This is a genomic window from Roseisolibacter sp. H3M3-2 (assembly GCF_029211165.1).
Lineage (GTDB): Bacteria > Gemmatimonadota > Gemmatimonadetes > Gemmatimonadales > Gemmatimonadaceae > Roseisolibacter.
In genome coordinates, this window is record NZ_JARGEK010000016.1 from 1 (window position 1) to 22,221 (window position 22,221).

A 22,221-nucleotide genomic window follows, 5' to 3' on the forward strand; every position below is an offset into this window, starting at 1 on the left:
CGCAGGCGGCGGTGGTGACCGTGTTGCCGCCGACGATCGCGCCGTAGGACGGCTGGAGGCACCCCTGCCCCGTGCCGCTCGGCAGCGTGCCGGCCGGCGCCGGCGACGGCGAGGGGGACGGCGTCGGCGCCGGCGCGGTCGAGCCGCTCGTCCAGCGCTGCGAGGCGGATCCGTCGCACGCGCGGAGCACCACGGGCGAGCCGGCGGCGACGTACGCCGCGCACAGCCCGTTCGCGCTCCGGAGCTCGCCGGCCGCCGTCAGCGTCCAGCGCTGCGACGCGGTGCCCTGGCAGTACAGGATGGCGAGCGTCGTCCCCGCGGACCCGCCCAGGGCGTCGAGGCAGTGCGACGCGCCGGGCGACGCCTCGGCGGCGGTGCCCACCGCGCCCAGCGACCACTGCTGCGACGCGACGCCGGCCGCGCAGGGCGAGACGCTCAGCGTGTTGCCGCCGGCGATCACGCCGTAGGACGGCTGCAGGCACCCCTGCCCCGTGCCGCTCGGCAGCGTGCCGACCGGCGCCGAGGGCGCCGGCGCGGGAGCAGGCTCCGTCGGCGCGGGGGCCGGGGTGGGCGCGGGCGTCGGCGCGGGGGCCGACCCGCCGAGGAACGCGACCGACAGCAGCCGGTTGCTGGTCGCGCCGACCAGCGACAGCAGGCGCCCGACCACCGAGTTGCCGACCAGCGCCGAGTGCACCGCCGCCGGCGAGGCCGAGCGGTTGGCGGCGAGGTAGAGCGCCGCCGCGCCCGCGACGTGCGGCGTCGCCATCGACGTGCCCTGCATCGCGGCCGTCGCGGTGGTGCTGCCGACGTACGCCGACGTGATGTACGTCCCCGGCGCGAGGAGGTCGACGCAGCTGCCGTAGTTCGAGAACGACGCCATCGCGTCGGTCTCGGTCGACGCGCCGACGGTGATCGCCGTGCCGAGGCGCGACGGCGACACGCCGCACGCGTCGCTCGCGCTGTTGCCGGCCGCCACGACCGCGGTCACGCCGGCGTTGATCATGTTCTGCACCGCCTGGTCGAACGACGACGACGGCGAGCCGGTGAGGCTCAGGTTCGCGACCATCGGCGTGCCCGGGCTGGCCTGCTTCTGCCGCACGACGTAGTCCATGCCGGTCAGCAGCGAGGAGCCGGAGCTCGAGCCGCCGCAGTCGAGGACGCGCACCGAGACGAGGCGCGCCTCCTTCGCGACGCCGTGCGTGGCGCCGCCCGCGGTGCCGGCGACGTGCGTGCCGTGCCCGTTGCAGTCGGTGCCGTTGCCGCCCAGCGCGTCGTAGCCGAGCACCGCGCGCCCGCCGAAGTCGACGTGCGACGTGTTGATCCCCGTGTCGAGGATGTAGATCGTGACGCCGCTGCCGGTGTTGCCGTACGTGTAGCTGCCGCTCAGCGGGAGCGACGCCTGGTCGATGCGGTCGAGCCCCCACGACATGACGCCGGTCTGCGTGCCGGCCATGCGCACCACCGGGTCCGGCTCGACGGCCGCGACGTCGCCGTCGGCGCGCAGCGCCGCCACGTCCTCGTCCGACAGCTCCGCGGCGAAGCCCGAGAGCACCGCCGAGTACACGTGCTTCAGCTTCCCCTTCTTCGCCTTCGCGAGCTTCGCGGCGGCCTTCTCCTCGGCCTTCGACTGCCCGGGCGCGACGCCGGCGCGGAACTGCACGATGTACTGCCCCGGCACGTACTCGTCGACCGGCGTCGTGGAGGCGTTGCGGGCGGCCAGCGCCGACGGGCGGAGGGCGGCGTTCGGCGCGAGCGGCGCCGAGGTGTCACCCTGGCAGGCGGCGAGGGCCGTCACCACCAGAGCGGCGACGGGGAGCGAAGTGCGGCGGACCATCGAGGGACCTCGACTCGGTGGCGGGCATGCGCGACGGCGCCCGTCGACCAGAGCGGCCGGGGGCGTCTGACTCGGGAGCCACGCGCGCCCGAGCATCGCGCGCGTGTCCGCGACCCGCACCGTTGCGGGTCACGCAAGTCGGGACGAACAAACGCCCGGGCTGTCACGCCGTGACGTGACCGCTGTCACGCCGCCGGCCGCTAAATCAGCCGTTTCCCGTGACGTCTTCGTCACGCCGCTGGCCACGGCGCCTGCGCCTGGGCGGCTCCGGCACCGGGTCGGGGAGCCCGGCCCGACGCGCCGACCGCACGCGCCCCTCCCACTCGCGCCACGCCGCGATCTTCGCGTGGTCGCCCGACAGCAGCACGGGCGGCACCGCGTGCCCGCGATACTCCGCGGGGCGCGTGTAGCTCGGCGCGCTCACCTCGCGCCCGTACCACGAGTCGCCGTACGCGCTGTCGTGGTCCGACATCGCGCCGGGGAGCAGGCGCACCACGGCGTCGACGATCGCCAGCGCCGCCGGCTCGCCGCCGCTCAGCACGAACTCCCCCAGCGACAGCTCCTCCGTCGCCAGGTGCTCGGCGACGCGCTGGTCGACGTCCTTGTAGTGCCCGCACAGGAGCGTGAGCTCCTCGCCCCCGGCGAAGCGGTTCGCGTCGGCCTGCGTGAACGTGCGCCCGCGCGGCGACAGCAGCACGATCGGCGCGCGCGCGCCGAGGTGCTCCACCGCCTCGAAGAAGGGCGCGGGGCGCATGACCATCCCCGGCCCGCCGCCGAACGGCGCGTCGTCCACGGTGCGGTGCCGGTCGTGCGTGAAGTCGCGCAGGTCGACGAGGCGGTACTCGACGCTCCCCGCGGCGCGCGCGCGCTCGGGGATGCTGAGCGCGAGCGGCGCCGCGAAGAACTGCGGGAAGATCGTGACGACGTTGATCCGGAGCGGGGAGCGTCGAGCGTCGAGCGTCGAGTGGGTGTCCTCGCCCTGGAGAGGTTCCCCGCCCTGCGCACCCGACTCGACGCTCGACTCGACGCTCGGCGCTCGGCGCTCGACGCTCACTCCAGCAGCCCCTCGGGCGGGTCGATCGTCAGCGTGCGCGCGCCCGTGTCCACCTCGGTCACGATCTCCGGGCGGTAGGGCACCAGCACCGTGTCGGCGCGGCCGGCGAGGCGCACCTCGAGCATGATCCCGTGCGGGAGCTCGTAGTAGTCGGCCACCTCCCCCACCGCGGTCCCGTCGGCGCGCACGACGCGCAGCCCGACCAGGTCGTGCAGGTACACCTCGTCGGCGCCCGGCGGCGGCAGCTCGGCGAGCGGCGCGAGCAGCGTGCGGTCGCGCCACCCCTCGGCGGCGGTGCGGTCGGCCACCTCGTCGACGCGCACGATCCACCCCTCCTTGTGCGGGGTGGCGCGGCGCACGGTGAGCGCGAGCCCCTGCGGGAGCGGGCGCCCGTCGGGGAGCCCCCCGATAAGGCGACGGCCGGCCGCGAAGACCGCGGCCGGCTCGTTCGTGTACGGCTCCACGATCAACTCCCCGCGGATGCCGTGCGCCTTCCGGATGCGCCCGACGACGGCCAGCTCGTCGGCGGTCGGCATCTCGGCCTTACTCCGCCGCCTTCTCCGGCAGCGCGACCGCGGCGTTCTGCAGCTTGCGGCCGAGGCGCGCCTCGTGGCGGGCCTTCAGGACGCCGGCGCGGCGCAGGAGCGAGCGCACCGTGTCGGACGGCTGCGCGCCCACGTCGAGCCAGTGCGCGATGCGGTCGAGGTTCAGGTTGACCTTCTGGTCGTCGCTCTGGCGGGGCGCGTACTGCCCGACGATCTCGATGAACTTGCCGTCGCGCGGGCTCTTGCTGTCGGCGACGACGATGCGGTACGTCGGGGCCTTCTTGCGGCCGACGCGGCGGAGACGGATGCGAACCATGTGTGACGAACCCCGTCAGAGGTGGTGGGTGCTGCTCCCGGGCTCCTCGCGCGTCCGGCGTTTCCGGCGCGCACCCGGGTCCTGCGCCGCTGCGCAGCGGCGCAGCGGCAGTTCGGGCTAGCGGAAGCCGAACGGCATCCGTCCGCCCATCCCGGGGGGGAGCTGCGGGGGACGCCCGCCGCCGCCGCCCTGGGACATCTTCTTCATCATCTTCTGCATCTGGCGGAACTGGTCGAGGAGGGCGTTGACCTCCTGGACCGTGCGCCCCGACCCCTTGGCGACGCGCAGCCGCCGCGAGCCGTTCATGATCTCCGGACGGGTCCGCTCGGCGGCCGTCATCGAGAGCACGATCGCCTCGACGTGCTTCATGCGCTTCGGGTCGATCTTGGCCTGCTTGAGCATCGACGCGTTCACGCCCGGCAGCAGCTTGAGCAGGTTCTCGAGGGGCCCGAGCTTCTGCATCTGCTTCATCGCGACCAGGAAGTCGTTCAGGTCCATCCCGTCCTTGCGGACCTTCTTCTCGAGGCGCTTGGCCTCGTCCTGGTCGAACGCCGCCTGCGCCTTCTCGACGAGCGTGAGCACGTCGCCCTGCTGGAGGATCCGCCCCGCCATGCGGTCGGGGTGGAAGTCCTCGAGGGCGTCGAGCTTCTCGCCCACGCCGACGTACTTGATCGGCTTCTTGGTGACGCCGTAGATGGAGAGCGCCGCGCCGCCGCGGGCGTCGCCGTCCATCTTGGTCAGCACGACGCCGGTGATGCCGAGCGCCTCGTCGAAGCCCTGCGCGATGCGCACGGCCTCCTGGCCGGTCATGCCGTCGGCGACGAAGAGGATCTCGTCGGGGCGGACCGCCTCCTTGAGGCGCTTCAGCTCCGCCATCATGTCGGCGTCGATCTGCAGCCGGCCGGCGGTGTCGAGGATGACCAGGCGGTCGCGGCCGCGCTTGGCTTCCTCCAGCCCCTCCTTCGCGATCCGGACGACGTCGTTGGTCGTCCGGTTGGCGTAGACCGGGATCGCCAGCTGCTGCCCGATGGTCTCGAGCTGGTCGATGGCGGCCGGGCGGTAGACGTCGGCCGCGATGAGGCGGACCTGCCGCCCCTCCGCCTTCAGCTTGCGCGCGAGCTTGCCGGCCGTCGTCGTCTTCCCCGAGCCCTGCAGCCCGACCATCATGACGACGCTCGGCGGGACGGTGCCGAGCTTGAGCCCCTCGCGCCGCTCGCCCAGCATCTTGGTCAGCTCGTCGTAGACGATCTTGACCAGCTGCTGCGCCGGGTTGACGCCCTTGAGCTGCATCACGCCGACCGCCGCCCCTTCCACCCGCTCGAGGAACTCGCGCGTCAGCTGGAAGTTGACGTCGGCCTCGAGGAGGACGCGACGGACCTCGCGCAGCCCCTCCTTGATATCGGCCTCGGTGAGCGTTCCCTTCCCGCGCAGGCGGGCGAACGTCGACTCGAGTTTCTCGGTCAGCTCGTCGAACATAGCCGCTTAAGGTAGCTAGACTTAGAACGCGGAACAACCGGGCGGCCTCGGCCTCCCGACCGCCGACGGGTATCCGTCGTGCAGGGGGAGCCCCACCCCCGGGGGCACTCCCCCCGAGGCCCGTCCGCCCGTCGTCCCTCCGGACCCGTCGCATGCCCCGACCCCAGCGCAAGGAAGAGATCCTCCGGTCCGAGGTCCCCCCGGTCCTCCCTCTGATGGCCCTGCGCTCGACGATCGTGTACCCCCTGGGGACGATCGCGGTGCAGATGGGGGCGCCCGAGAACCTCTCCCTCCTCCGCGCGCACGAGGAGCCCGGCGTGATCGTCGCCCTCGTCGTCGCCCTCGGCGACCACGACGAGCCGATCGACAGCACCAAGTTCACCGGCAAGGTCGGGGTCGCGGCCCGCGTCCACGAGCGCATCAACCTGCCCGGGGACACGGTCCAGATCACCCTCCAGGGGCTGCGCCGCATCACGATCGACGGGATCGACCAGCTCAACCCGTACCCGATCGCCCGCGTCGCCCCGGCCCGCGAGACCCCGCCCGACGACGCCGACCTCGACGACCTGGTCGCCCGCGTCACGACGGCCGCCGAGACGCTGGCCAACCTCGTGGACCGGATCCCCGACGAGGTGCCGGCGATCCTGAAGATGAACGTCTCCGACCCGGGCCGCTTCGCGGACCTGGCGGCGACGAACATGAACTTCCGCATCGCCGACAAGGACGAGGTGCTCCAGAAGCTCGACGTCGGCGAGCGGCTGCGCTTCATCCTCTCCCGCCTCGAGCGCGAGGTCGCCCGCGCGCGGGTGATGGAGGACGTGAAGAAGCAGACCGAGATCAAGATCGAGCAGCACCAGCGCGAGTTCTACCTGCGCCAGCAGCTGCGCGCGATCCAGTCGGAGCTCGGCGAGACGGACCCGGGCGAGAAGGAGGCGGTGGACCTCCTGCGCAAGGTCGACGACGCCAAGCTCCCCGAGAAGGTCGCCCAGGAGGCGCGCCGCGAGGTCGAGCGGCTGCGCATGCTGTCGCCGGCGTCCAGCGAGTACCAGGTGGTCCGCACCTACCTCGACTGGGTGCTGTCGCTGCCGTGGAACGCCCGCTCGGGGGAGCAGGACCGCGACATCGACCTGCGGCGGGTCGAGGACGCGCTGAGCGAGCGGCACTACGGGCTCGACGAGGCCAAGGACCGCATCGTCGAGTACCTGGCCGTGCGCAAGCTGCGCGCGATGCCCCCCGCCCCGCCGGCCACCGACGGCGACGCGCCGCCGGCCGCCGAGGCGGCCCCGCCGGTCGTCCCCGACCCGGCGGACGCCGCGATCGTCGACCCGCCGTCGCCGAGCGAGACGCGGCAGCAGGAGGTCGCGCTGGCCGGCCCGATCCTCTGCTTCGCCGGGCCGCCGGGCACGGGCAAGACGTCGCTGGGCGAGGTGATCGCGAAGGCGATCGGGCGCCAGTTCTACCGCATCTCGGTGGGCGGCGTGCGCGACGAGGCCGAGATCCGGGGCCACCGCCGCACCTACGTCGGCTCGATGCCGGGGCTGCTCATCCAGGCGCTGCGGCGCGTGGGGGTGCGCGACCCGGTCTTCCTCATCGACGAGATCGACAAGATGTCGGGGGGCGGCCCGTCGGGCGACCCGACGGCGGCGATGCTGGAGGTGCTCGACCCCTCGCAGAACCAGACGTTCGTCGACCACTACCTGAACCTGCCGTTCGACCTGTCGCAGGTGCTGTTCATCTGCACGGCGAACAACGTCTTCGACATCCCCGGCCCGCTGCGCGACCGGATGGAGATCATCCGCATCGCCGGCTACACGATCGAGGAGAAGGTCGAGATCGCGTGGCGCTACACGATCCCGAAGCTGCTGGAGGAGCACGGGATCACCGAGCAGGACATCGTCTTCACCGACGAGGTGCTGTCGTTCGTGGCGGCGCGCTACTCGCGCGAGGCGGGGCTGCGCAACTTCAGCCGCAACCTGGCGACGCTCATGCGCAAGCGCGCCCGCCGCAAGGCCGACGGCGAGCAGGGCGCCTGGGTGCTCGACCGCGAGAAGGTCGAGGAGGTCCTCGGCCCGCCGCGCTACGCGGTCGAGGAGGCGGAGAAGGAGCCCGAGGTCGGCGCGGTCACCGGGCTCGCGTGGACGAGCACGGGCGGCGACCTGATGGTGATCGAGGCGCTGCGCATGCCGGGCACGGGGCGGCTCACCGTCACGGGGCAGCTGGGCGACGTCATGCGCGAGAGCGTGGACGCCGCGCACTCGTACGTGCGGTCGCGCGCCGAGACGCTGGGGATCGAGGCGAAGGAGTTCAAGGAGGCGGACATCCACATCCACTTCCCCGCCGGCGCGATACCCAAGGACGGCCCGTCGGCCGGCATCGCGATCACGCTGGCGCTGGCGAGCGTGCTGTCGCGCCGCCCGGTGCGCCGCGACGTCGCGATGACGGGCGAGGTCACGCTGCGCGGCAAGGTGCTGGAGATCGGCGGCGTGAAGGAGAAGGTGCTGGCCGCGTACCGCGCCGGGCTGCGCGAGGTGATCCTGCCGAAGACCAACGAGAAGGACCTGCGCGACGTCCCGAAGGAGGTGCGCGAGCACATGGCCTTCTCGCACGTGGCGTCGATGGACGAGGTGCTGCGCATCGCGCTGCTGCCGAGCCCCGTCGCCAACGCCGACCGCGCGCCCGACGCGGGGGCGGACGAGAAGTCCACGGCGCCGCTGGCCGACGCCACGGAGCTGGCGGTCGGGGAGCACCACCGGACGCCGGGGGCGAGGGAGGAGGCCGTACCCCTCGCCGACGTGAACCGGTAACGAAAGGGCGGGAGTCGTCACCGCGGGAGTCGTCAGAGCGGGAGTCGTAACGGCGCAGTTCGCTCTGACGACTCCCGCTCTGTCGACTCCCGTTTTCGAGACTCCCGCCGTTCGAGGCTCAGCCGACGAACTTCCCGAGCACGTACAGCCCCAGCCCCACGAGCCCTCCGACGAGCGTCCCGTTGATCCGGATGAACTGCAGGTCGCGGCCGATCTGGATCTCGATGCGCCGCGACGTCGCGTCGGCGTCCCACCCGGCGACGGTGGACTCGATCAGCGCCGAGACCTCGCTGCGGTACTGCTCGACGACGAACAGCGTCGCCTCCAGCACCCAGGCGTCGACCTTGGCGGTCAGGGCGGGGTCGGCGAGGACGGCGTTGCCCATCGAGACGAGGCCGCGCTCGACGGCGGCCAGCGCGCCGCTCCCCTCGGCGTCGGGGTCGACGTTCGCGTAGCGTCCGAGCGCGCCCTTGACGTCCGACCAGACGGTGCCGGCGTACTCGCGCACGGCCGGGTGGGCGAGCATGTCCTCCTTGATCCCCTCGGCGCGCGCGATGGTCTCGGGGCTCGTGCGCAGCTTGTCGGCGAAGGTGCGCACGGCGTCGTCGAAGCGCTCGCGCAGCGGGTGCGCGGGGTCGGCCGCGACCTCGCTGAGCGTGCGGTCGAGCGCGGCCACCACCTTGTCGTGGATCCGGTCCTCGACCGCGCCGGGCATCCACCACGGCGCCTCGGCGGCGATGCGGTCGCGGATCAGCAGCTCGTTCTCGGCCACGAAGCGCGACGCCAGCCGCAGCGCCTCGTCGAGCAGCTCCTGGTGCCGGCCGTCGGCGGTCAGCAGCGTCAGCACCTTCCCGAGCAGCGGCGCGACCTGGACCTTGCGCGCGCGCGTGACCAGCGAGCGCTCGACGAACCCCTGCACCTCCTCGTCGCGCAGCACCTCGGCGGCGCCCGAGAGGCCGGCCGCCACCTGCCGCGCGACCGTGCGCGCGTGCGCCGGGTCGGCGATCCAGCGTGCCGCGCGCTCGCCGACGCGCGCGGCCGAGATCTTCGCCCCCACCACCTCGCGCGACAGGAAGTTGCGCTGCACGAACAGGCCGAGCGACCGGCCGATGCGGTCCTTGCGCGTGGGGACGATCGCCGTGTGCGGGATCGGGAGCCCGAGCGGGCGGCGGAAGAGCGCCGTGACCGCGAACCAGTCGGCGAGCCCGCCGACCATCGCCGCCTCGGCGAACGCGCGGACGTAGCCGAGCCCCGGGTAGCGCGCCTCGTACACGCGCGTGGCGACGAACAGCCCGGCGGCGCCCACCAGCAGCCCGGTGGCGCGGCGCTGCATCCGCTCGAGCGCCTGCTGCTTCTCGGCCTCGTCGGCGATCGGCGGCGGGAGCCGCGGGTCGTGCGGTCCGTCGGCCGCTGAGGCGCCCGGGCTCAAGGGGCGAGCGTCACGCGCGCGAGGTCCACCAGGTCGGCGCCGGCGCCGGCGGGCGCGTCGACGTAGACCACCACCGGACGGCCGCCCACCTCGGCGGCGCGCAGCTGCAGCGCGCGCGCGCCGCCCGGCGCGCCGGGAACGGTGTACGCGCGCGCCGTGGCGTCCTTGGACGGCGCCAGCTGCGCCGACGGGTGGCGCTTGGGGATGACCTGCGTCATCGCGTCGAAGAACTCGGCCGCGTCGGGGCCGCCGTCCCACGCCGTCACCCAGACGAACGCCTCGCCGGCGGGGGTGCGCACCACCTGCCACCGGTCGCCGCCCCACCCGCCCGACGCCTGCGCGGCGGTGCCGAGGTCCTGCAGGTGCTGGAAGAGCACGAGCCGCGTCTCGAACTCGCCGAGCGTGTTCTCCGCGCGCGCCTCCCCGAGGCGCGGCGCGGGGAGCGTGACCGCGACCGGGGCGCCCGGCGCCTTCCCCGGGTCGGCGTAGCGGTCGCCGTGCAGCACCTGCTCGGTCGACGCCGGGAGGCGCAGCAGCACCGAGTCCGCGTGCCCGCCGCCGGTCACCCGGCGCGCCAGCTCGGCGCCGCTCAGGTACGGGAAGAGGAGCGTCTCGCGCACGACGAAGGGCGCCGTCTGCAGCACCGGCGTGCGGTCCATGTTGCCGCGGATCGCCTCGCGCGTGCGCTCCCACGCCCCCGGCATGCGCATGGCGAGGTCGCCGCCGCCGCCGAGCTGCACCCAGGTCGCCTGCCCCTCGAGCGCCGCGTGCGCCGCGGCCGTGCGGTCGGCCTGCCCGCGCACGCGGAGGAGCGAGTCGAGGTTGCGGTGCTGGTCCTGGAGCGCGTGCACCAGCTCGTGCCGCAGCGTGACCGCGGCCGCCGCCGAGTCCGCGCCCTGCACGACGTAGAGCGTCTTGGAGCGCGGGTCGTAATAGCCGACCACCTGCTCCTCGAGCACGCGGACCAGGAGCGCGCGCAGGTCGAGCGTGTCGGGGATCATGCCGAGCGCGCGGTAGGCGGCCTGCTGCCCCTCCAACTCGGCGCGCGCCTCGGGCTCGTCGACCTCGCGCTGGACGAAGGCGCGGACCTGCTCCGCCGTGCGGACCTCGACCTTGGGCGGCGTCGTGAAGCGCAGCCCGGTGGCGCGCTCGATCTCGGGCGCGAGCGCGACGGCCTGCTCGACGTACGAGGCCCGCTGGTCGCCGACGGGGGCGTCGCAGCCGGCGAGGGCGAGCAGGGCGCCCGCGGCCAGCGCGCGGCGGGGCGGGCGCGGACCGGACGTCACGGCTGCAGGACGGTGGCGAAGTACCAGGCGATCATGCGGTCTCCCCAAAGCAAGGTCAGGAGCGCCGCAGGCGCAAGGAAGACGCCGAAGGGGATGTGCGGAAGCTCGAACACCGCCTCGGTCTCGCCCCCGGCCAGCCGGCGGCGGTGCGCCACCCAGGTCAGCGGGACGATCACGCTCACCGACGCCACCGCGCCGACGAAGGCGCCAACCAGCACGGTCAGCAGCGCGCGCTCGGGGCCCAGCGCGGCGCCGACGGCCGCCATCATGGTGACGTCGCCGAAGCCCATCGCCTCCTTCTTGAGCGCTAGCTCGCCGAGCCAGCCGATGATCGCCAGCGCGCCGGCGCCGGTGCAGGCGCCGAAGAAGGCCGCGTACGGGGTGGCGAAGATCCCGCTCCCCGAGTCGCTGCCGAGGAAGGAGGTCCCCAGCGCCCAGAGCAGCAGGAAGACGGTGAAGCCGTCCGGGATCAGGAAGCGGCGCGCGTCGGTCGCCGCGATCCCGAGCAGCACGGTCCCGAACACCGCCAGCCGCAGCGCGTCGAAGGTCGCGCCGTATGCGGCGTACGCGGCCAGCCAGCCGAGCCCCGTCGTCAGCTCGATCGCCGGGTAGAGCGGCGAGATCGGGAGCCCGCACCCGCGGCACTTCCCGCGCAGCAGGAGCCAGCTGAGGATCGGGACGTTCTCGAACGCCTGGACCGGGCGGCCGCAGCGGGGGCAGCGGGAGCGCGGCCGCACCACCGACTCCCCCTCGGGCCAGCGGACGATGCAGACGTTAAGGAAGGAGCCGATCACCGCCCCGAAGAGGAAGGCGAGGGCGGCGAGCGACCAGTGCGGCTCGAGCATGGCGGCGGGAGACGGCGGGATCGCCGCGTCAGCGCGGGGCGCGGAGCGCGGCGGGGCGGAGCTCGTACAGGAGGATGGAGGCGGCGACGGCGACGTTCAGCGACTCGACCAGCCCGCTGCTCGGGACGGCCACCAGCCGCGCCGCGCACTCGCGGACCGGCGTCGAGAGGCCGGCGCCCTCGTTGCCGACGGCGACGGCGAGCCGGTCCGGGGCGTCAGAGGCGAGCTCGGCCACCGGCGTCCCCGTCCCGTCCGCCCCCCACAGGACGATCCGCTGCGCCGCGAGGAACGGGAGGACCGCGTCGGCGGTATCACCCAGCGTAGACAGGCGGAACAGTGCCCCCATCGCCGAGCGCACCACCTTGGCGCTCCAGAGGTCGACGGTCCCGCCGAGGGCGACGACCGCGTCGGCGCCGAGGCCGGCCGCCGAACGGAGGAGCGTCCCGACGTTGCCCGGGTCCTGGACCCCGTCGAGGAGCAGGAGGCGCGCGGGGCGGCCGGCCAGCCGGTCGCCGAGCGCGTCGAGGGCGAGGGCGGGCTGCTCGGCGATCGCCAGCACGCCCTGGGGGGAGTCGGTGCCGGCGGCGGAGTCGAAGTCGCGCTCCGTCGCCTCCAGCACCGGCGCGCCGGCGGCGTCGAGGCGGGACCGCAGCGCCGCGCCGCGCGGCGTCGCGGCGAGCAGCGGGGAGACGACGGCCCCGCGGAGGGACAGGTGCGGGGCGTCGAGCAGCTCCTCGACGGTCCGGATGCCCTCCGCGACGAACAGCCTCTGGCGCTCGCGCGCCTTCCGACGCTGGAGGTCCCTGGCTAAAGTCAGCAGCCGCATGGATTTACGGGAGGATCCCCACCCGGGGACGCGGGAATGGTCCTTGCCCTACCGTCGGGCGGGCGGCGCCACCACCGGCAGACCCCATCACCGATCACCGAGCACGCGTGGAGTCATCATGAGGCGTTTCTTCGTGAGCACCCTTGCGAGTCTCGGCTTCCTGACCGCCGGATGCGGCGTGTCCACGCAGCAGGAAGTCGACATGGGTGCGCAGTACGCGTCGCAGATCAACAGCCAGCTGCCGATCATCCGCGACGCCGAGATCAACCGGTACATCACCGTGCTCGGCGACTCGCTGGCGCGCGTGGCGGGCCGGACGGACATCCAGGACTGGCAGTTCTACGTGGTCAACAGTCCGGAAGTCAACGCCTTCGCGGTGCCGGGAGGCTTCATCTACATGAACCGCGGGCTGATCGAGCGCGCGCAGAACATGTCGCAGGTGGCCGGGGTGCTCGGGCACGAGATCGGGCACGTCGTCGAGCGCCACTCGATCGAGCAGATGCAGAAGGCGCAGGGCGCCAACATCGGGCTGACGCTGGGGTGCATCCTGGCGCCGAGCGTGTGCCAGAACCAGGCGGCGGGCGCGCTGATCAACGTCGGCGGCAACGCGGTGTTCGCGCGCTTCAGCCGCTCGGACGAGTCCGAGGCGGACGAGGTGGGCGTCAACATCGTGACGCGCGCCGGCATCGACCCGCGCGGCATCCCGGGGATGTTCCGCGTCCTGCTGGAGGAGCGCAACTCGCGCCCCGCGGGCGTCGAGGCGTGGTTCTCGACCCACCCGCTGGAGGAGGACCGCATCCAGCGCACGGAGGCGCAGATCGCCCAGATCTCGCCGCAGGTGCTGCAGTCGCTGACGCGCGACACGCAGGGCTTCCGCCAGTTCCAGAGCCGGCTCCGCTCGCTGCCGCAGGCCACGCAGGCCGCGCGCTGATCGACGGACGACGGGGGCGGGGCGGCCCACACGGCGCCCCGCCCCCGTCGCGCGTGCGGGGCCCGCTCAGTCGAGCGCGCGCACGAAGCCGGTGACCAGCGCGCGGAAGCGCGTGCCCGCCTCGCGCCCGACCTCCAGCACCTCGTCGTGCGACAGCGGGTGCGTCGCGATCCCGCACGCCATGTTGGTGATGCAGCTGACCCCCGCGACGCGCATCCCGATCGCGCGCGCGACCACGACCTCGGGGACGGTGGACATCCCGGTCGCGTCGGCGCCGAGGCGCTCCAGCATCCGCGTCTCGGCGGGGGTCTCGTAGGTCGGGCCGAGGCCGCCCGCGTAGACGCCCTCCTGCAGCCGGATCCCCTGCTCCGCCGCCACGCGGCGCAGGATCGCGCGCAGCCCGGCGTCGTACGGGTCGGACATGTCCGGGAAGCGCACGTCGCCCGCCTGCAGCGGCCCGATGAGCGGGTTCCGGAACATCATGTTGAGGTGGTCGGCGATCAGCATCAGGTCGCCCGGCGCGAAGGTGCGGCGGATCCCGCCGGCGGCGTTGCTGACGAAGAGGGTGCGCGCGCCGAGGGCGTGCACCACGCGCACCGGGAAGCCGGCGAGCGCCGCGTCGTGCCCCTCGTACATGTGGAACCGCCCCGCGAGCGCGACCACCTCGCGCCCGCCGAGCGTGCCGGCGATGAGCGCGCCGGCGTGGCCGACCACCGTGGCCGTCGGGAAGCCCGGGACCTCGGCGAACGGGACGCGCCGCGCGTCGGCGATGTCGTGCGCGAGGTCGCCGAGCCCCGAGCCGAGCACGATGGCGCACGCCGGCGCGCGCACGCCCAGGCGCTCGCGCACCGCGTCGGCGGCGCGGGCCGCGGCCGCCACGCCGTAGGGCGTCGCCCCGGCGGCGCTCACGCGGCCGCCCCGGCGCGCAGCGCCGCGATGTCGGCCTCGGCGCGCGCGACCAGCGCCCGCCGCTCGTCGGCGGGCAGGAAGGCGCTCTCGAAGCCGTTCAGCGCCACGCGCGCCAGCTCGTCGAAGCGGAAGCCGAGGTGCGCGGCGGCGTGCACGTACTCGTCGACGAGGGTGACGCCGCTCATCAGGCGGTTGTCGGTGTTCAGCACGACGTTGAGGCCGAGGTCGAAGTAGCGGCGGAACGGGTGCGTCGCGTAGTCGGCGGCGGCGCGCGTCTGCACGTTGGAGGTCAGGCAGCACTCGCAGCAGACGCGCGACTCGTTGACCTCGTCCACCAGCGCCGGGTCCTCGATGAGGCGCGTGGCGTGGCCGAGCCGGCCGGCGCCGCAGACGTGCAGGGCGTCGCGCACGCTCTCGGCGCCCGCGCCCTCGCCGGCGTGGCAGGTCACGGCCAGGTCGTGCTCGCGCGCGTGCTCGAACGCGGCGTAGTGGTCGGAGGCGGGGTTCCCCGCCTCGCCGCCGGCGAGGTCGAAGCCCACGACGCCGCGCCCGCGGTACTCGACGGCGAGCCGCGCGAGGTTCAGCGACGTCTCGGGCGGCAGGTTGCGCAGCCCGCAGACGATGGCGCGGGCGACGATCCCCGTCTCGCGCTCGGCGCGGGCCAGCCCGCGCACCGCCGCCTCGACGGTGGCGGCCGCCTCCAGCCCGGCGCGCGTGTTGAGCACGGGCGCGAAGCGCGTCTCGAGGTAGCGCACCCCGTCGGCGGCGGCGTCGGTCGCCAGCTCGTAGGCCACGCGCTCGATGGCGGCCTCGGTCTGCATGACCGACAGCGTCACCGCGAAGCGGGCCAGGTAGTCCTCGAGGTTGCGCGCGTCGTCCACGCGCATGTACTCGGCGAGCGACGCCGCGTCGGCGGCCGGCATCGCCACGCCCTGCTCGGCGCCCAGGTCGATCAGGGTCTGCGGGCGCACCGAGCCGTCGAGGTGGCAGTGCAGCTCGGCCTTCGGGAGCCGGGTGAGGAGCGCGCGGTCGACCGCCGCCACGGCGTCGGCGCGCCGCTCGGCCTCCTGCGGGTGCGGCGTCACGCGTCGTCCCCCGCGTCCGGAAGCCCGGCGCCGCGGCGCACCGCGACCACGCGGTAGATCGCGCCCGCGTACGCCGACGCCGTGGCCTCGACCGGGAGCCCGCGGCTGTCGGTGAGGGCGCGGTCGCCGGCGGCCACCCCGTCGGCGAGGGCGGCGTCGAACGCCCGCACCGCGTCGAGCGCGCTGGCGCCGCGCGGCACGTCGGCCGGGCGCTCATTCACGAAGACGCGGAAGGTGTCGGGCGCCGTCATCGCGCGCCCTCCGCCTGGTTGCGGATGCGCACCTCGGACGGCGCGCGCACGGGCTGCGGGAGCTGGCGCAGGTAGCCGATCAGGGCGTCGACGTCGACGACGTTGGTCGCCGTGACGGAGGCCGCGCCCTCGGCGAGCGTGACGCCGTCGCCGCCGGTCACGAGAAAGTCGTTAATGGTCACCGCGTAGAGCTGGTCGTCCTCGATCGCACGGCCGCCGTCGAGGGTGGCGGAGACGAAGCGGGCCGGGCCCGCGCGCGTCGTGTCGTACACGATGCTCACGCCGCTCACGTGCCAGCGCGGCCGGTCGCGGGCGACGAGGCGCGGCAGGTACGCCTTCAGGTCGCGCCCGCGCACGCGCAGCGTGTAGAGCGTGTTGCCGAACGGCTGGATCTCGTAGAGCCGTCCGAAGGTCGCCGTCCCGGCGGGGAGCCCGGTGCGGATGCCGCCGTTGTTCATGATGGCGACGTCGGCGCGGGTCGCCCAGCGCTGCGCGTCGGCGATCACGTTGCCGAGGGCGTACTGCTCGTCGGGCTCGCGCGGCATCGCGTCGGCGACCTCCACGATGCGCTGCTCCACCTTCGAGCGCACCTCGGCGAGCCGCTCCGACACCAGCGACGCCATGCGCGCCGGGACGGCGCCCACCGAGTCGGCGATGACCTCGCGCACCTCGACCGTCGGCGCGCCGCCGTCGAGCGGCAGGTCGATGACGCCGAGGGCGCGGGCCGCCGTGCGGGCCTGGACGATCGGGATCCCGTTCACGACCGTCGCGACGCGCGAGTGGGTGTGGCCGCTGACGATCGCCGCCACCGGCTCGCGGAGCTGGCGCGCGAGCTCCACCACCTCGCCGGCGCACTCGCGCGGCGCCGCGGCGGCCGCGCCGGCGCTGCCGGCGTCGTTGTCGCGGTCGGCGTCGCAGTAGGCGCCGATGTGGCCGGTCACCACCACGAGGTCGGCGCCGCGGGCCCGGAGCGCGCGGGCGCGCTCGTCGACCGCGGGCGCCGGGGGGCCGAAGCGCAGCCCCTTCACGTTCAGCACCTTCGTCGTGCGGGGCGTGGCCGGGTCGGCGACGCCGACGATGCCGATGCGCAGCCCGTTGCGCACGATCAGCGTGTCGGCGGGGAGCCACGGGAGGCGGCGGCCGTCGTCGGTCGTGACGTTGGCGCCGAGCACCGTGTACGGCAGCTCGCGGATGCGGGCGCGCAGCGTGTCGACGCCCCAGTCGAACTCGTGGTTGCCCAGCGCCGACGCGACCACGCCCAGCTCGCGCATCACGCCGACGACGCTGCGGCCGTAGGTGAGGTTCGACGCCGGCGTCCCCTGGAACTCGTCGCCGCCGTCGAGGAGGATGCTGACGCAGGCGGGCGGCCGGCACTCGGCGCGCACGCGCGCCAGCGCCGCGGCGAACGGCCCCGCGCCGCCGCGGACGACGCCGCGCGCGTCGCCGAGCGGCTCCAGGGCGCCGTGGAAGTCGTTCATCGCGAGGATGCGCAGGCGGCGCGGCAGGCCGGCGCGGCGGCGGATCGCCGGGCCGACGTCCTTGCGCACCCGGTTCGTCGCGGTGTCCTGCGCGACCCGCAGCGGGGCCGACGTCGGGGCGCCGGTCTCCAGCCGCCAGTTGCGGGTGTGGTAGCGCGCCGGGTCGAGGGTGCCGGCGGCCTTCGCCTCCTCGATCAGGAGCTGGCGGATCTCCAGCCCCCTGTCGTGCACCTGCGGCGCGCCGGCGAGCATGGCGAAGCCGCCGCCGCCGGTCTGGCGGTAGTTGTTGAGCGCCAGCGTGAAGCTGTCGGTGTCGGCGACCAGGCGGCCGCGGTAGGTCAGCGTCGTGACGCGCTGGCCGATCGGCCGGCGCAGGTCGAGCACGTAGTCGGCGCCGGCCACCATGTCGTAGTTGTAGCCGGGGACCGTGCGGTCGACGACCGGGTTCCCCGACGCGTCGACGCCCGCGTAGTAGCGCGACGAGTGCTCGAGGAAGGCGCGGAGCTGTGCGCCGGTGACGCGCACGGCGCGCAGCGTGTTCTCGTACGGGTACAGCCGCGCCAGCTCGGCGACGGTGATCGGCCCCGCGTCGAGCCCCGCGTCCGCGTAGGCGGCGCCGGCGGCGAGGTCGGCGCCGGCGGTGCGGCGCATGACCTCGAGCATGAAGTCCACGAGCGGCGTGTCGACGCGGCGCAGCGAGTCGGAGCGCCAGGCCACCGCCGTCGTGCCGACCGCCGACGCCGCGTAGGCGACGGCGCGCGCGTGCGCCGAGTCGGTGGCGGCGAGGACGGCGGGGGACTCCGCGCGGCCGACGGTCGGGACGAGCTGCCCGCGGCGGGCGACCACGGCCCACTTCCCCGCCCGGCGGACGAGCGACAGGCGGGCGACGCCGACGCTCTCCGACCAGTTCTTGGGCTGCATGACCAGCGCGCCGCCGATGGTCGTGTCGGCGAGGGCGCGGTGCGAGTGGCCGAACACCACCAGGTCGAGCCCCGGGATCTCGCGCGCCACGCGGGCGGAGACGTTCTCGCTCGGCAGCCTCGTGGTGACCGTGTCGTAGCTCGACGGGCCGTCGAGCCCCGCGTGCAGCACGGCGACCACCACGTCGGCGCCGGCGCGGCGGGCCTCGGCGGCCGCGTCGCGCACCGCCGGGACGATGTCGCCGATCGCGACCTTCCCCGCGAGGTGGTCGCGGTCCCAGACCATGGAGCCCGGGGTCGTGCCGCCGACGATCGCGACCCTCGCCCCGCCGCGCTCGACCATCGTCCACGCCTTGTAGGCCGGCGTGCCGTCGGCGCGGCGCGCGTTGGCGGCGAGGAACGGGAAGCGCGCCTGCCCGATCGCCCGGTCGAGCGTCTCGAGGCCGTAGTTGAACTCGTGGTTGCCGATCGCCGCGGCGTCGTAGCGCAGCGCGTTCATGGCCGCCGGCACCGGGTGCGGTGCGTCGGGCGCGACGCGGGCGGCGACGTAGGTGAGCGGCGTCCCCTGCAGCAGGTCGCCGGCGTCGACGAGCACGACGCGCCCCGGGTGGGCGGCGCGCAGCGAGTCCACGACCGTCGCCGCGCGGGCGAGGGAGCGGACCGTGTCAGGGCGCGCGGCGAAGTAGTCCCAGCCGCGCAGGTGCCCGTGCACGTCGGTGGTCGCGGCGACGACGAGCTCGAGGGTGTCGGCGCGCGACTGGGCGCCGCCCGCGGCGGGGGCGAGGAGCAGGACGCCGGCCCCGAGGGCGAGCGTCCGGAGCGAGGCAACTCGTTGCATGGACGGAAGCTAGCGGCCCCGGTCGCGGCGGTGCAGGGCGCGCGGTTGACGCCCGCCGCGGGCGCGTCCTTACTTCCCGGATGCCCCGCCCCGACCGCCCGATACAGTCCCGTGACGGGACCGCCGCTTCACATGCGCCGCCGTCCCCGGCATCGTCCGGCCATCGTTACACGGGCCCCGGAGACGCGCCGTGAGCAAGCCGCTCGTGATCGGCATCGCCGGCGGCACCGGCTCGGGGAAGTCCACCGTGGCCCGCCGGGTCGCGGAGGCGCTCACGGCCGGGGGCGCGGCGGCGTCGCTGGCGTTCGTCGACATGGACGCCTACTACCGCCACTTCGCCGACCTGTCGATGGAGGAGCGGCGCCGGGTCAACTGGGACCACCCGGACGCGTTCGACCTCGACCTGTTCGTCGACCACCTGGCGCGGCTGTCGCGCGGCGAGGCGATCGAGAAGCCGGTGTACGACTTCGTCGCCCACCTGCGGGCGCCCGCGACGGTGCCGATCGCGCCGGCGGACGTGGTGGTGATCGACGGGATCCTGCTGTTCGTGGACGAGCGGGTGCGCGCGCTGTGCGACGTGAAGGTCTTCGTGGACGCCGACGCCGACGAGCGGCTGGTGCGGCGGCTGAAGCGGGACATGACGAAGCGCGGGCGCCCGTTCGAGGAGATCATCGCGCAGTACATGACGACCGTGCGGCCGATGCACCTGCAGTTCGTCGAGCCGAGCAAGCGCTACGCGGACGTCATCGTGCCGCGCGGCGGCCACAACGCGGTGGCGATCGAGATGATCGTCGCCAAGATCCAGCGGCGGCTGCAGGCCCGCGACGGCTGACCGCGACGACCGACCCCGACCCCGACCCGATGCTCCCGACCGCCGAACGCCCGACCGACAGGCTCCCCGCCGCCGCCTCCGCGGCCGGGGAGCGGATCCTGGTGGTCGACGACGAGCCGGACATCGTGGCGCTGGTCGTCTACCACCTCGCGAAGCTCGGCTACCGCGTCTCCACGGCCGGCTCCGGGCAGGACGCGCTGGAGCTGGCGCGGCGCGAGCGCCCGGCGCTGGTGGTGCTCGACCTCATGCTCCCGGACCTCTCGGGGTTCGACGTGCTGGAGCAGCTGCGCGCGGACGACGCGACGCGCCGGCTCGCGGTGCTGATGCTGACCGCGCGCCGCGAGGAGCCGGACCGCATCCGCGGGCTCTCGCTGGGCGCCGACGACTACCTGACCAAGCCGTTCTCGCCGCAGGAGCTGGTGCTGCGCGTCGGCGCGATCCTGCGGCGCGTGGCCACCGGGGCCGCCGCCGAGGGGGGCGCCGAGCCCGGGTCGCTGCTGGTGGTGGGCCCGCTGCGCATCGACCGCGCGGCGATGACGGTGGACGTGGGCGGCGCGCGCGTCGACCTCACCCCCACCGAGTACAAGCTGCTGCTGACGCTCGCCGAGCGCCGGGGGCGCGTGCAGGCGCGCGGGCACCTGCTGGAGACGGTGTGGGAGGCGGCGCCCGACATCCAGACCCGCACCGTCGACATGCACGTGCAGCGGCTGCGCACGAAGCTCGGCGACGCCGGGGAGCTGATCGAGACGGTGCGCGGGTTCGGGTATCGGCTGAAGGCCGGCGGCTCCCGCTAGCCGACGCCGCGACGGCGGGCCGGCGCGGCCGCCCGACCGGGTGCATCATTCCCCGCATGCGCCTCTCGCAGCGCCTGCTCCTGTACGCGCTCCTCGTCGTCAGCGTGCTCGTCGCCTTCACCCTGGTGGCGGTGCGGGAGCGCACCGTCGACGGGCTGCGCGCTTCCACGCTGGAGCGGGTGCGCGCCGAGGCCGCGCTGGCCGCCGCGGCGTGGCGCCCGGGGACGCCGGCGCCCGCCCTCGCCGACTCGCTGGCGCGCACGCTCGACCGGCACGTGACGCTGCTCGACCCGGGCGGCGCGGTCGTCGGCGACTCGGAGAGCGACGACCTGTCGGCGGGATGGCTGCGAAACTACGCCGCGCTCCCAGAGGTCGAGGGGGCGCGGCGCACGCGCGGCTCGCACGCCGCGCGCTCCAGCGCCGCCGGCGCGACCGAGCTGGCCGGCGCGGCGTCGGGGGCGGCGGGGGCGGTGCGCGTGGCCGCGCCGCTCGAGACCGGGGCCGCGATCGTCGCCGACGTGCGCCGCGGGGTCCGGCTCACCGCGCTCGCGGCGCTCGCGCTGTCGGCGGGGGTCGCGCTGCTGTCCGCGCGCACCGTCACGCGCCCGCCGGGCGAGCTGCGCGACGTGACGCGCGCGCTGGCCGGCGGCGACCTGTCGCGCCGCCCCGCGCTCGCCGCTCCCGGCGAGGTGGGGGAGCTGGCGACCGCGGTGCACCGGCTCGCCGAGCAGCTGGGCGCGCGCCTCGACGCGCTGCAGGCCGAGGAGGACCTGATGGCAGCCGTCGGCGAGGCGCTGAGCGAGGCGGTGGTCGCGGTCGACGCGCGCCAGCGCGTGGTGCGTGCGAACGCCAGCGCGCGGCAGCTGCTCCGCCTGCGCGACCCGATCCCCTTCCCCGCCGACCACCTGCCGCGCGACCGCACCCTGCGCGAGGCGCTCGGCGACGCGCTGCGCGGCGAGGCGAGCGGCCCGGCCGAGCTGCGCCTCGACGGGCGCACCCTGACGCTGACCGCGCGTCCGCTCCCCGGGGGCGCCGGCGCGGTGCTGGCCTTCTACGACCTGACGCCGGTGCGCCGGCTGGAGCACGTGCGTCGCGACTTCGTGGCCAACGTGTCGCACGAGCTGAAGACGCCGCTCACCGTGGTCGGCGGGTTCGCCGAGACGCTGGCCGACGACGAGCTGCCGCCCGCCATGCGCCGGCAGTTCGCGGAGACGATCCGCGACAACGCGCAGCGCATGCAGCGGATCGTGGACGACCTGCTGGACCTGTCGCGGATCGAGAGCGGGGTCTGGCAGCCGATGCGGACCGACGTCGACGTGGGCGCGGCGGCGGCCGACGCGACGGCGGCGGCGCGCGTGGTGGCGTCGGCCAAGGGGGTGGCGGTGGCGGTCCAGCCGGCGGCCGACGCGCCGGCGGTGCACGCCGACCCGAGCGCGGTGCGGCAGGTGCTCAGCAACCTGGTGGAGAACGCGGTGCGCCACACGGCCGCGGGCACCGTCACGGTGTTCACTGCGCGCGACGACGGCGGGGTGTGGCTCGGCGTGCGCGACACGGGGGCCGGCATCGGCGCCGACCACCTGCCGCGCATCTTCGAGCGCTTCTACCGCGCCGACCCGGGGCGCGCGCGCGACGTCGGCGGGACCGGGCTGGGTCTGTCGATCGTGAAGCACCTGGTCGAGGCGCACGGCGGCGAGGTGCGGGCCGAGAGCCGCCCCGGCGCGGGCACCACGATCATGGCGCGCTTCCCGGGCCCTTCGTGACGCGGCGG

18 protein-coding genes are annotated in these 22,221 nt (G+C 74.8%); 5 read left to right on the forward strand and 13 right to left on the reverse strand.

Annotation, left to right across the window (positions count from 1 at the left end):
- The 5 genes from PYV61_RS03025 to ffh form a co-directional block, all read right to left on the reverse strand.
- The coding region (locus PYV61_RS03025; RefSeq protein WP_275828185.1) for a S8 family serine peptidase at positions 1–1,834 on the reverse strand (1,834 nt) is incomplete at its 3' end.
- A 205-nt stretch (positions 1,835–2,039) separates the two neighbouring features.
- Positions 2,040–2,888, reverse strand: a complete 849-nt coding sequence (gene trmD, locus PYV61_RS03030) for a tRNA (guanosine(37)-N1)-methyltransferase TrmD (protein WP_275828187.1) — start codon at positions 2,886–2,888, stop codon at positions 2,040–2,042.
- Positions 2,885–3,424, reverse strand: coding sequence for a ribosome maturation factor RimM (rimM, locus tag PYV61_RS03035; protein ID WP_275828189.1), 540 nt, complete (start codon positions 3,422–3,424; stop codon positions 2,885–2,887). The genes trmD and rimM overlap by 4 nt, the downstream gene beginning before the upstream one ends.
- A gap of 7 nt (positions 3,425–3,431) precedes the next feature.
- Positions 3,432–3,749, reverse strand: a complete 318-nt coding sequence (rpsP, locus tag PYV61_RS03040; protein ID WP_275828191.1) for a 30S ribosomal protein S16 — start codon at positions 3,747–3,749, stop codon at positions 3,432–3,434.
- A 117-nt stretch (positions 3,750–3,866) separates the two neighbouring features.
- Positions 3,867–5,225: a signal recognition particle protein gene (gene ffh / locus PYV61_RS03045; RefSeq protein ID WP_275828192.1), complete on the reverse strand. Its 1,359-nt coding sequence runs from the start codon at positions 5,223–5,225 to the stop codon at positions 3,867–3,869.
- 152 nt (positions 5,226–5,377) lie between these two features.
- Between ffh and lon the strand changes: the two genes are divergently transcribed.
- Positions 5,378–8,029, forward strand: a complete 2,652-nt coding sequence (gene lon / locus PYV61_RS03050) for an endopeptidase La (protein WP_275828194.1) — start codon at positions 5,378–5,380, stop codon at positions 8,027–8,029.
- 118 nt (positions 8,030–8,147) lie between these two features.
- On the opposite strand, the gene PYV61_RS03055 is transcribed toward lon, so the two are convergent.
- Genes PYV61_RS03055 through PYV61_RS03070 form a run of 4 tightly spaced genes read right to left on the reverse strand, consistent with a single transcriptional unit; the run spans position 8,148 to position 12,415 of the window.
- Complete coding sequence (locus tag PYV61_RS03055) at positions 8,148–9,458, reverse strand: DUF445 family protein (protein ID WP_275828196.1); 1,311 nt, start codon at positions 9,456–9,458, stop codon at positions 8,148–8,150.
- Positions 9,455–10,744 (reverse strand): hypothetical protein, encoded by a 1,290-nt coding sequence (locus PYV61_RS03060; RefSeq protein ID WP_275828198.1) that lies wholly within the window; start codon positions 10,742–10,744, stop codon positions 9,455–9,457. The genes PYV61_RS03055 and PYV61_RS03060 overlap by 4 nt, the downstream gene beginning before the upstream one ends.
- A complete protein-coding gene (locus PYV61_RS03065) occupies positions 10,741–11,589 on the reverse strand; it encodes an A24 family peptidase (protein ID WP_275828200.1) in 849 nt (282 codons plus the stop codon). The genes PYV61_RS03060 and PYV61_RS03065 overlap by 4 nt, the downstream gene beginning before the upstream one ends.
- A 28-nt stretch (positions 11,590–11,617) precedes the next feature.
- Positions 11,618–12,415, reverse strand: a complete 798-nt coding sequence (locus PYV61_RS03070; protein WP_275828202.1) for an RNA methyltransferase — start codon at positions 12,413–12,415, stop codon at positions 11,618–11,620.
- A 118-nt stretch (positions 12,416–12,533) separates the two neighbouring features.
- On the opposite strand from PYV61_RS03070, the gene PYV61_RS03075 reads away from it, so the two are divergent.
- Complete coding sequence (locus tag PYV61_RS03075) at positions 12,534–13,346, forward strand: M48 family metallopeptidase (protein WP_275828204.1); 813 nt, start codon at positions 12,534–12,536, stop codon at positions 13,344–13,346.
- 66 nt (positions 13,347–13,412) lie between these two features.
- On the opposite strand, the gene PYV61_RS03080 is transcribed toward PYV61_RS03075, so the two are convergent.
- The 4 genes from PYV61_RS03080 to PYV61_RS03095 are packed head-to-tail and all read right to left on the reverse strand — an operon-like array spanning position 13,413 to position 18,827.
- Entirely contained in the window at positions 13,413–14,255 is an 843-nt protein-coding gene (locus tag PYV61_RS03080; protein ID WP_275828206.1) for a purine-nucleoside phosphorylase, read from the reverse strand.
- Positions 14,252–15,340 carry an adenosine deaminase gene (add, locus tag PYV61_RS03085; protein ID WP_275828208.1) on the reverse strand — a complete coding sequence of 363 codons (1,089 nt, stop codon included), beginning with the start codon at positions 15,338–15,340 and terminating at the stop codon, positions 14,252–14,254. The genes PYV61_RS03080 and add overlap by 4 nt, the downstream gene beginning before the upstream one ends.
- Positions 15,337–15,591 (reverse strand): hypothetical protein, encoded by a 255-nt coding sequence (locus PYV61_RS03090; RefSeq protein ID WP_275828210.1) that lies wholly within the window; start codon positions 15,589–15,591, stop codon positions 15,337–15,339. Before PYV61_RS03090 ends, add begins: the two co-directional genes overlap by 4 nt.
- Positions 15,588–18,827, reverse strand: coding sequence for a 5'-nucleotidase C-terminal domain-containing protein (locus PYV61_RS03095; RefSeq protein WP_275828212.1), 3,240 nt, complete (start codon positions 18,825–18,827; stop codon positions 15,588–15,590). The genes PYV61_RS03090 and PYV61_RS03095 overlap by 4 nt, the downstream gene beginning before the upstream one ends.
- A gap of 190 nt (positions 18,828–19,017) precedes the next feature.
- Between PYV61_RS03095 and udk the strand changes: the two genes are divergently transcribed.
- Genes udk through PYV61_RS03110 form a run of 3 tightly spaced genes read left to right on the forward strand, consistent with a single transcriptional unit; the run spans position 19,018 to position 22,213 of the window.
- Positions 19,018–19,659, forward strand: coding sequence for a uridine kinase (gene udk / locus PYV61_RS03100; RefSeq protein WP_275828214.1), 642 nt, complete (start codon positions 19,018–19,020; stop codon positions 19,657–19,659).
- Between the two features lie 29 nt (positions 19,660–19,688).
- Positions 19,689–20,453, forward strand: coding sequence for a response regulator transcription factor (locus tag PYV61_RS03105; protein ID WP_275828216.1), 765 nt, complete (start codon positions 19,689–19,691; stop codon positions 20,451–20,453).
- A gap of 56 nt (positions 20,454–20,509) precedes the next feature.
- Positions 20,510–22,213 carry a HAMP domain-containing sensor histidine kinase gene (locus PYV61_RS03110; protein WP_275828218.1) on the forward strand — a complete coding sequence of 568 codons (1,704 nt, stop codon included), beginning with the start codon at positions 20,510–20,512 and terminating at the stop codon, positions 22,211–22,213.
- The last annotated feature ends 8 nt before the right edge of the window (positions 22,214–22,221 follow it).

Bases quoted from the DNA above. Each gene is read 5' to 3' on its own strand.
- rimM (WP_275828189.1), bottom strand. From the start codon at position 3,424: ATGCCGACCGCCGACGAGCTGGCCGTCGTCGGGCGCATCCGGAAGGCG.
- rpsP (WP_275828191.1), bottom strand. From the start codon at position 3,749: ATGGTTCGCATCCGTCTCCGCCGCGTCGGCCGCAAGAAGGCCCCGACG.
- ffh (WP_275828192.1), bottom strand. From the start codon at position 5,225: ATGTTCGACGAGCTGACCGAGAAACTCGAGTCGACGTTCGCCCGCCTG.
- lon (WP_275828194.1), top strand. From the start codon at position 5,378: ATGCCCCGACCCCAGCGCAAGGAAGAGATCCTCCGGTCCGAGGTCCCC.
- PYV61_RS03065 (WP_275828200.1), bottom strand. From the start codon at position 11,589: ATGCTCGAGCCGCACTGGTCGCTCGCCGCCCTCGCCTTCCTCTTCGGG.
- PYV61_RS03070 (WP_275828202.1), bottom strand. From the start codon at position 12,415: ATGCGGCTGCTGACTTTAGCCAGGGACCTCCAGCGTCGGAAGGCGCGC.
- PYV61_RS03075 (WP_275828204.1), top strand. From the start codon at position 12,534: ATGAGGCGTTTCTTCGTGAGCACCCTTGCGAGTCTCGGCTTCCTGACC.
- PYV61_RS03090 (WP_275828210.1), bottom strand. From the start codon at position 15,591: ATGACGGCGCCCGACACCTTCCGCGTCTTCGTGAATGAGCGCCCGGCC.
- PYV61_RS03095 (WP_275828212.1), bottom strand. From the start codon at position 18,827: ATGCAACGAGTTGCCTCGCTCCGGACGCTCGCCCTCGGGGCCGGCGTC.
- PYV61_RS03105 (WP_275828216.1), top strand. From the start codon at position 19,689: ATGCTCCCGACCGCCGAACGCCCGACCGACAGGCTCCCCGCCGCCGCC.
- PYV61_RS03110 (WP_275828218.1), top strand. From the start codon at position 20,510: ATGCGCCTCTCGCAGCGCCTGCTCCTGTACGCGCTCCTCGTCGTCAGC.